The sequence below is a fragment of the Acidobacteriota bacterium genome (assembly GCA_040752915.1).
GTDB lineage: Bacteria > Acidobacteriota > UBA4820 > UBA4820 > DSQY01 > JBFLVU01.
Map to the genome: position 1 here is coordinate 47,381 of JBFMHB010000011.1, position 7,898 is coordinate 55,278.

Consider the following 7,898-nt stretch of genomic DNA (forward strand, 5'->3'; position numbering starts at 1 on the left):
CGTGGCTCTCATTGGGCGACGTGGTCCGTCTCACCCTCACGGTTCCCGCCAGCGGTGCCGGTCGGCGGCATCGAGGACCGCCCCATATTCGGAGGATCCAGCGCCGGACGCAAGAAACGAGCGCACAAGGGCATCGTACGTACCGTCGCTGGTCATTCGATGAAACTGGTGATCATCGTCCACAAGGAGCAGATGTCCCCGTGGGTATAGGTACGCCAGTGCCACCGAAGAACGGTAGTCCACGGTATGGTCGCGTACGCCCGCGAGGACCAGGACCTCGGTATCCAATTGATGCAGCGCGGCCCGGTCCCAACGCGGAGCACAGATGCGGCGCTTGTCGTGGAGATCCAGTAAAGGGGCCGCGAAGTTCCTCTGGTTTTCAAGGTCTGGATGGAGCTTGTCGCCTGCCAGCCGCGCGAGGGCCTGGGATGGGAGGAGAAATTCGAAGAGACGGACCCGGATGGGGATTCCCTCAGGGGAATTGAGAAAGGCGCCAACCGCTTCAACCTGATAGTCCTGTCGTGCCTTCCCATAGGCTTCGGTGTCTCCCGAGGCCAGGGCACGGATGAGACTTGCCCGCTCTTCTGGCAGCCGGTCGGGCGGGACGAAGAAGTTCTGCCTCTGCAGGGTCATGACGAGCCGCGCCCTGTCCGCCGCGTGCCTTTCCAGTGCCTGACGGAGCAAGGCGTGAAGCCGCGGATCGAATGCGCCGACTTCCTCCCAGAAGCGATCCGTATTCAGGCCCAGCTCCCCGACAAGGAATGGGTTCAGCGCGGCGGGTGTCGCCGCCCGCGCGACGTGCTGGCCGTATTTCGCGAGGTATTGATGAACGAGAAAGGCACCTCCCGACTGTCCATAGAGCAGGATCTTGCCTTCTGCCCCGACGATCGTCCGCCGGACCGTTTCGATATCCTCGACCCACTCGTCCGCGGAGAAAACGGCCCACGCTTTCTCCCAGTCCGGCTCTCCCCCCGGCCCTTGTGCCGCCCTGATGAACTCGGGAGTGAAGCCGCGCCCGATGATTCCAACAACGTTGAATGCGCTGCCGAATCGCCTCTTCTGCAGCTCGGCCATGGCGCCTTTCCGCACATAGAACTGCTGCGCGTCCGCGATGACGAACAGGACCGGCTTGGCAGGGTCGAACGAAGCCCCGAACTCGGCGTGGATCGAAGCGCGGCCCAGCGCTGGATTCTCGCGGTCGAGCGGCACCTCCACCGCGCGGTCAAGACTCATCTCGAGCGGCTGCTCCCCTTGGGGTTCGACCGGTTTCGCCGTGGCGCTCGCCCATGCGGCGATCCACGCGAACGTGAGCAATAGGCTACAGAATGCGAAGCGAGTTCGATGAACCCTTGTTGCGCCGTGAATCATGGACCCTGTCCTTTCTCCAAGCTCGTGCCTACCGTCTCGCCCCAACGCCCGGCAGTCACCGGACCCAGATCGCCCTTGCGAAGAGCATCCGAGCAGCCCCTCCGCGACGCTCGAACGGACGGCGGCGGGGCCGGGTGTTGCGGAGCATGGTTGGGCGTTTGCACTACTTCCAGGGAGAATCCTCGCCCTTCGGGACTCCCAGTCGATCGGCGATCCGATCGACCCACTGCACGAGATTCGCAGATTTGTTGGATACTTGCGAGAACAGTGCTTGCAGATCCGCGAGACCCGCCGTTTCGATCAGACGCTTTTCGTTACACACCCATTCGCTGCGCTGGCACATGACGGCGTGCGCCTCTTGCATCACTGCCGCCGCCGCTTGACCCAGCGCTCCCGCGGCGTTGCGGCGCTGCGCGTACATACGCGCATAATCCAGACTAAACGATCGGCAGAAACGCCACACCGGAGGTGCGGCGGATGCAAGTTTTGCGGGAAACGGCGCCGCTGGGAGGTGGCCATGGAGCGGACGGCACGAGGCGAGTTCGGCACTCAGGGTGTAGGTCGGAATGCCGGCCAGATAACCGAGCAGTGCATCTCTCTCGAATTCACCGTTCTCGGCACGACGAGTCCAATACTCGACTACGTCGAGGTCACGCAGGATCACATCCACTTTATGGCCTCCGCACCGAAGCCAGGCTCCGCCGTTCATCAGGCGTCCCCAGGAACCTGGAGGGAAGACGGTGCCGCGCGCCGCGAGGGCCGTGAGATCTATCGCGCCACGGTAATAGAGGCCGAGGTCCCAATCACTTCCTGCATCGCTGCACCCCAGCGCGCGCGATCCACCCAACGCCACAGCGATTGTGCACGGCAGGGAAGCGAGCAAGTCCACCAGTTCAGCGACAGGTTGCGGCAGATCATCCATGGTTCGCCCCGTGGCAGTCATAAACATCGTTCACCTGCCGCGGCGGCTGGTGAGACGTTGAACCGAGAAAAACCCTGATGCGGTCCGGTGCAACGGCTGGTTCGGCCTGTCTGCCAGGAGCGCGTGGCAGCACCTTTTCTTTCGGTTTCTCTTCATGGCTTGGCGTCAAGAAAGTCGTTCACCATGGGAACGATCACGCCCTTTCGCTGCATCAGCGTGACGTGGGTGGCGTCGGGCACTATGGCCAAGCGCGATGCGGAGCGTGGCCCGAGGTCGCCGTGCGTCCCACCGCCTTTCAGGCGGAACATCTCCGCGACGTGTTCGAGCCGGATGCCGTCGGCATCGCCGTGAATGAAGAACATCGGTGCCGTGGTGGCCTTGAGCTTGTCGGCAGTGATGCTGTCCCCTTTGGAAGCCGAGGCAACCATGTGTTCGATGAACGTCGGAAAGTCGTCCGGCGTCGGACTCAGCTTCTTGTACTCAACTTCGAGGGGCGAGCCGACGAAAAGTTCCGCCGAGAGTTTCGATAACGCCTCTTGCCCTTCCTTCACCACGCCGTCGCGCGAGATGTAGGACGAAATGACGACAACCTTTCGCACCCTGTCCGGATGGCGGATCGCGCACTGCATCGCCACGCCGCCACCCATACTGTAGCCGATGAGGTCCGCCTTGACGATCTTGAGGTAATCGAGCAGGGCCGCCACGTCGTCGGCGAGGTTCGCCGGGCTAATGTCGCGGTCGATGTCCGCAGTGCGGCCGTGGCCCTGCATTTCGAAGGCGATCACTTTTCGCGTCTTGGCGAGTTCGTCGATCCAGCCGGTCCAGTTGTTGGTAATGGTCATGAACGAACCGTGGAGCAGCACGACCGGCTCGCCGCTCCCGTGGACTTCGTAGTACATCTTGAGCCCATTGACCGGCGCGTAGCCCGTCGCTGGTTTTTCCTGTGCCGATGCGATACCCGGCACGAGTAGCATCAGGAGTAAAGCTGTTGTCTTCATGGTTGGCGTAACCTCCCTTGCGGCCGAACGCCCCCGTTCAGGGGACCAGGGCCGTACTTGCGAAGGCCACCCTAGCAAACCTTCTTCGAAGCGAAACTTGCCGCAACGAGACCGGGTCCGGTGCACTGCGTTGTTAGGGGGCGCTTCACTCTTGCGTTTCAAAGCAGCCCCACTTGTTGCGATAGGGTTCGGCGTCACGCTTCTGGAACGATGGCCACCTCGAATTTGACACGGGTTGTTTGTTGGTTATCTGGGACAGGGTCTTTGAAGGTACCACGTAGTAATCTGCGGACCCATCCTTGCGGAGATTCACAAACACGTAGATGTGGCTCGTAGAGGCTACGGCCTTCGCTTTGTTGCCCAAGAGCCAGAATGATGCAGGTCTACCGTTGGTCTTTACTTGGACCGAAAATGCTCGTTTGCACTCTTGGTCAGTTACAAGTAGATCGGCACCCATGGCGTTCCGAGAAGTGGTCGAAACAATATAGCCTTGTGCCACGAGCTCGGCTGCGACCAGGAACACGCCACGCATACCGGTTTGCTGACCTTTCGAAGCCATGCGGGGCACCCCCTTAGCTGGTAAGCCAGCTAATGCCGCGTGCACCGGCCCGGGCAACCAGGTTCAAGTTTGGCAAATGGGTCAACGGACTTCCCCCAACGGGCATTGCGTGAAGCAACCTCAGGGACCGGTCTGCTGCAACGCCTTGTTAAGGTGGGCATGCGTCATAGCCATGGACCTCGCAAAAGGCATAGTCGTTCAGGCACCAGCCTTCGGCGCCGTTTGCGCCTTTTACTCTGACCCACCACGATGATTCCGGATGTTTTTCAACGATGGCCCAACAATCGGGAGGGTCCTCCATCCATCGATAACATTCGATTCCGTTGATGCATTGCGCGTTGCACAGCGTAAGTGTATCAATCTCGCTCATCTGGCCCTGGTACCAGATCTTCACTACGCCTTCACCCTCGTAAGTGTAAATTAGAAAGCGCTCACCCTCCTTAAAGTCATCCTTGTTTCTTAATACTCGCGCGACGCCCGGTCGCGTCATTACCACACCGCCAAGCGCGAGTACGCCATCGCCTTTGTGAAGAACACACACGACATTTGAAGATGTGTCCTGCTGCTCTCGGACGATGACCGGTTTCTCGGCCCGCCATTCCCCATATTTGCACCCTTCATAGGGGCAAGCACCCTCCACAACATAGATGGTCGGAGGATCATTTTGAGCGGGGGTGGGCAAGAGTCCGCTTGCCACAAAGAGACCGGATAGCAGAACCCATCGCGCCGAGTTCGTCATCTTTCCATACCCACCCTAACGCCAGCAGTCACCGGACCCAGACTTCATTTGCTAAGGGCTCCCGAGCAAGCCCACTTCGAAGCTGAACCTACCGCAGCGAGACTGGGTCCGTGTGCACTGCGTTGTTGGGCGGCCCTACCGATATTTGTCGCCAGCCTGTTTGCAGAGTGAGATGCATTTCTGAACCCATGAGTCATACCAGTACCAGCTGCCCTGTACGTCGACGCCATAACCTTTCGCAAGATTGCGCGCGTCTTCAGACTTCCACATATCCGTATGTTCAGGACAAACGCGGAACTTCGTAAAGCCTGCCTTCTTGACTTCAGCGACAACATCTTTTGCGCGAAACTTTGGACGCTCCACTTCCTTCTTAACCCAGTACTCTTTGTCGATCTGCTTCGCCAAGTCAGAGTCGGGATTTATGAATTCAACAACCTTATCAGCCTGGCCGGGCTTGTTAACCAGTTTCCGCTTAAAAAGCATGCGAAATGAATATCTTTCGCTGTTGTACTCCTCATGCGTGAGTTTGCCATCGAATTCCGCAACATATGCTCTTAGCCGCGCAGGGATTTCGCACTCAGGCCTCTTGCCCGCGATTTGTTCTTCGGATAGCTCAACAAATTGAATCGAGTAACTCAACTGATGATCTAAGCCGTACTTCGTACCGAACAGCGCCTTGATATAGTAATTGAAATTCATGGCGCAGGCTTGATAGCGCCCACTCAAGTAGCTGTCTAGCAGCCGTGTCATCTGGTGCTCGATTTCGTGCCGCAAGCCGATTAGGAAGCGCAAGTTGTTAGCGGTATTTGAGTCAATTGGGCTTTGGTCGGTGTTTAGGCATCTCTCGAGTTCCCAGTACTTGTAGGCCCCATGCTTCGTGTGGTCGAAGATCTTCCTCTTGGGGCCCTGTCGATAGTACCGGTATTCAATACCTTTTCCTCGATAGAATGCGTGCAATAGATAGGTCCAGGCGATGATCATAAGGACTGTGAATGTTTCGGACTTAAATTGGACCTGTGGATCATTGAACACGCGGATCGCAGACAAGGCCGCCTCGCGCGCCTTTGTCACGAGTTCTTTGCGCAACGACCCGATGGACCTGCTTCTCTTAGGCATATGCTGCCTCATGCCGCCTAACGCATATTAGGCCGACGAGTTAGGCCGCAAGGCGGCGGGTTAGCGCGATCAGCGGCGGCCTAGCACAACCGGTTTCCGTTACCATCTTCACCGACAATCCCCTGCCAATTTTACCATAAACTCGATACACGCGTTAGGCCGACGTGTTGGCCCGACGCGTTGGCCCGCTCAACTTGCTCAACGTGCACCCTTTTCCTCCCGCCTCCCCTTTCCCCCGGCGTGCTCGTCTTCGGAACGTTCCGCGGCCTCGGAAAGGACCCCGCTCAAGTCGTCGGCGGGGCTGACAACTCCCAGGCCGCCCCGGTTGAGGACGTGGGTGTAGATCATGGTGGTGGAAACGTCGGAATGCCCCAAAAGCTCCTGCACCGTGCGGATGTCCTGGCCGCGCTCCAGCAGGTGCGTGGCGAAGCAGTGGCGGAAGATGTGGGGAGTCACGTGCTTGGCGATCTTCGCCCTCCTCGCCGCGCGTCCTACCGCCTTCTGGAGCACCGACTCGTGCGCGTGGTAACGCACGAGTCGGCCGCTCCGGGGGTGCCGTGTGAGTGCCGAGGCGGGGAAGACCCAGTACCATCCCCATTCCCTGGCGGCGCTCGGGTACTTGCGCCCGAGCGCTTCCGGCATGGCGACCCCCGTGCTGGCGGAGGCGAGGTCCCGCTCGTAGACCGCCCGCACCCTCTCCAGGTGCTCCTTCAGCTCGCCCCGGATCGCCGCGGGAAAAACCGTGATGCGGTCCTTGTTGCCCTTTCCCGCCCTCACGGTGATCTCACCCCGGTCGAAATCCAGGTCCTTCACCCTGAGGCTCAGCCCCTCCGTGAGCCTCAGGCCGGAACCGTACAGCAGAGCGGCCATGAGCCTGGGGACGCCCTCCATCTGGGCGAGGACCTGCTGGACTTCCCTGCGGCTCAGGACCACGGGGATCCTCGCGGGGCGCTTGGCGCGCACGACGCCTTCGAGCTGGCCGACCTCCCGGCCCAGCACCTCCCGGTAGAGGAAGAGCAGGGCCGCCAGGGCCTGGTTCTGCGTGGAGGCGCTGACGTTCCGCTTGCCGGCCAGGTAGGAGAGGAAGGTGTTGATCTCCCCCTCCCCCATTTCGAGCGGGTGGCGCTTGTTGAAGAAGAGGATGAACCGGCGGATCCACTGACAGTAGGTCTCCTCCGTCCGGTAACTGTAGTGGCGGGACCGGATGGCCTCGCGGACGCAGTCCAGGAGCTTCTTTCCGCCATTGGGGGAGTAGGTGCCGGGGGGCTCCAGGACACGCGGCAGAGAGTCCGCGGCGGACTTTCGGGGGGCCTTTCGAGGCGGGTTGGTGACCGGGGGTTCTGCTATCTGTTTCATGGTGATTACGGCCCTTCTCTTTGGCCGCTTTTTACGAATCTTCCTTATTTCCATTTCGCCGGCCGCGCAGCTCCGCCTTATGCAGGCCGCGCCCGGAGCCGTCCCCCCCCGAACATCCGCTCCCGGTGCGCGTTCATGCGATGTAGTTTTATTGTACCCTCCCGGCCCGGCCGTTCAAGGGGAAAGGCGGAAGGCAAGAGGGGCATTTGGGATTTGGAATTTGGGATTTGGAATTTTGGAGAAAGGCGAAAAGCACAGAGCGAAAAAGCAGTAAAGGCAAGAAGCAACCCCTTTGAAAGGGAGGCCTGCGTAGCGGCCGATGCTCGCATCGGCCGAGGGGCCGGCCCTTGCAAGCAAAGGCGGAAAAGGAGGGGATGGCCTTCGAAGGCGGTCGGCCACGGAGGGCCGCCCCTGCGAGAGATCGGCGTGGGGCGGCCACGCCACAGGAGTTGAGGGCGGCCGGCACGATGAATCTCGGCGTCTGGCGACGCCTCCCACAGGAACAAGCGGCGGATCGCGGGCGTGCGATTGGGCCCGGTCCGTTGTAGGATGCCCTCGGAGGACACCGTGGAAGCGAAGCACGGCCACTGCCCGAACTGCTCGGCGCCGCTGGACATCCCCATGGGGGAGACGGAGGTCGTCTGCGACTTCTGCGAGTCGCGGCTCAAGTTCGTCCCGGCCACGGAGGAGCTGGAGGTGGTGCGCACCCGGGAGGAGATGAAGTACCGGGAGCGGGTGGCGGTGCGGCAGGCGGTCCTCGAGAAACAGCTGCGCCAGGAAGAGACGGCCCGCTGGCGCGAGACGGCGGCGCGCGTGGCCATCGCCGCGGCTCCGGCCGTG

The 7,898-nt window shown here is 60.7% G+C and carries 7 protein-coding genes; 1 reads left to right on the top strand and 6 read right to left on the bottom strand.

The window, feature by feature from the left end; genetic code table 11:
• Nucleotides 1-36: 36 nt before the first annotated feature.
• From AB1824_03795 to AB1824_03820, 6 genes are all read right to left on the bottom strand, one after another.
• The gene (locus AB1824_03795) at nt 37-1,368 is read right to left on the bottom strand and encodes an alpha/beta fold hydrolase (GenBank protein MEW5764078.1); all 1,332 of its coding nucleotides are present in this window, start codon (nt 1,366-1,368) and stop codon (nt 37-39) included.
• 163 nt (nt 1,369-1,531) lie between these two features.
• Nucleotides 1,532-2,290 carry a nucleotidyltransferase domain-containing protein gene (locus AB1824_03800; GenBank protein MEW5764079.1) on the bottom strand — a complete coding sequence of 253 codons (759 nt, stop codon included), beginning with the start codon at nt 2,288-2,290 and terminating at the stop codon, nt 1,532-1,534.
• Between the two features lie 152 nt (nt 2,291-2,442).
• Complete coding sequence (locus AB1824_03805; protein ID MEW5764080.1) at nt 2,443-3,288, bottom strand: alpha/beta hydrolase; 846 nt, start codon at nt 3,286-3,288, stop codon at nt 2,443-2,445.
• A gap of 707 nt (nt 3,289-3,995) precedes the next feature.
• Nucleotides 3,996-4,586 (bottom strand): hypothetical protein, encoded by a 591-nt coding sequence (locus AB1824_03810; GenBank protein ID MEW5764081.1) that lies wholly within the window; start codon nt 4,584-4,586, stop codon nt 3,996-3,998.
• A 135-nt stretch (nt 4,587-4,721) separates the two neighbouring features.
• Complete coding sequence (locus tag AB1824_03815; GenBank protein ID MEW5764082.1) at nt 4,722-5,702, bottom strand: DUF3644 domain-containing protein; 981 nt, start codon at nt 5,700-5,702, stop codon at nt 4,722-4,724.
• 198 nt (nt 5,703-5,900) lie between these two features.
• Nucleotides 5,901-7,058, bottom strand: coding sequence for an integron integrase (locus AB1824_03820; GenBank protein ID MEW5764083.1), 1,158 nt, complete (start codon nt 7,056-7,058; stop codon nt 5,901-5,903).
• Between the two features lie 567 nt (nt 7,059-7,625).
• Here AB1824_03820 and AB1824_03825 point away from each other — a divergent pair.
• Nucleotides 7,626-7,898, top strand: a 273-nt coding sequence (locus tag AB1824_03825) for a hypothetical protein (GenBank protein ID MEW5764084.1), incomplete at its 3' end; no start/stop codon positions are given.

What these genes read in the sequence shown, in the direction of transcription:
- AB1824_03800 (MEW5764079.1), bottom strand. Translation starts at nt 2,290, where the DNA reads ATGGATGATCTGCCGCAACCTGTCGCTGAACTGGTGGACTTGCTCGCT.
- AB1824_03815 (MEW5764082.1), bottom strand. Translation starts at nt 5,702, where the DNA reads ATGCCTAAGAGAAGCAGGTCCATCGGGTCGTTGCGCAAAGAACTCGTG.
- AB1824_03805 (MEW5764080.1), bottom strand. Translation starts at nt 3,288, where the DNA reads ATGAAGACAACAGCTTTACTCCTGATGCTACTCGTGCCGGGTATCGCA.
- AB1824_03795 (MEW5764078.1), bottom strand. Translation starts at nt 1,368, where the DNA reads ATGATTCACGGCGCAACAAGGGTTCATCGAACTCGCTTCGCATTCTGT.
- AB1824_03820 (MEW5764083.1), bottom strand. Translation starts at nt 7,058, where the DNA reads ATGAAACAGATAGCAGAACCCCCGGTCACCAACCCGCCTCGAAAGGCC.
- AB1824_03810 (MEW5764081.1), bottom strand. Translation starts at nt 4,586, where the DNA reads ATGACGAACTCGGCGCGATGGGTTCTGCTATCCGGTCTCTTTGTGGCA.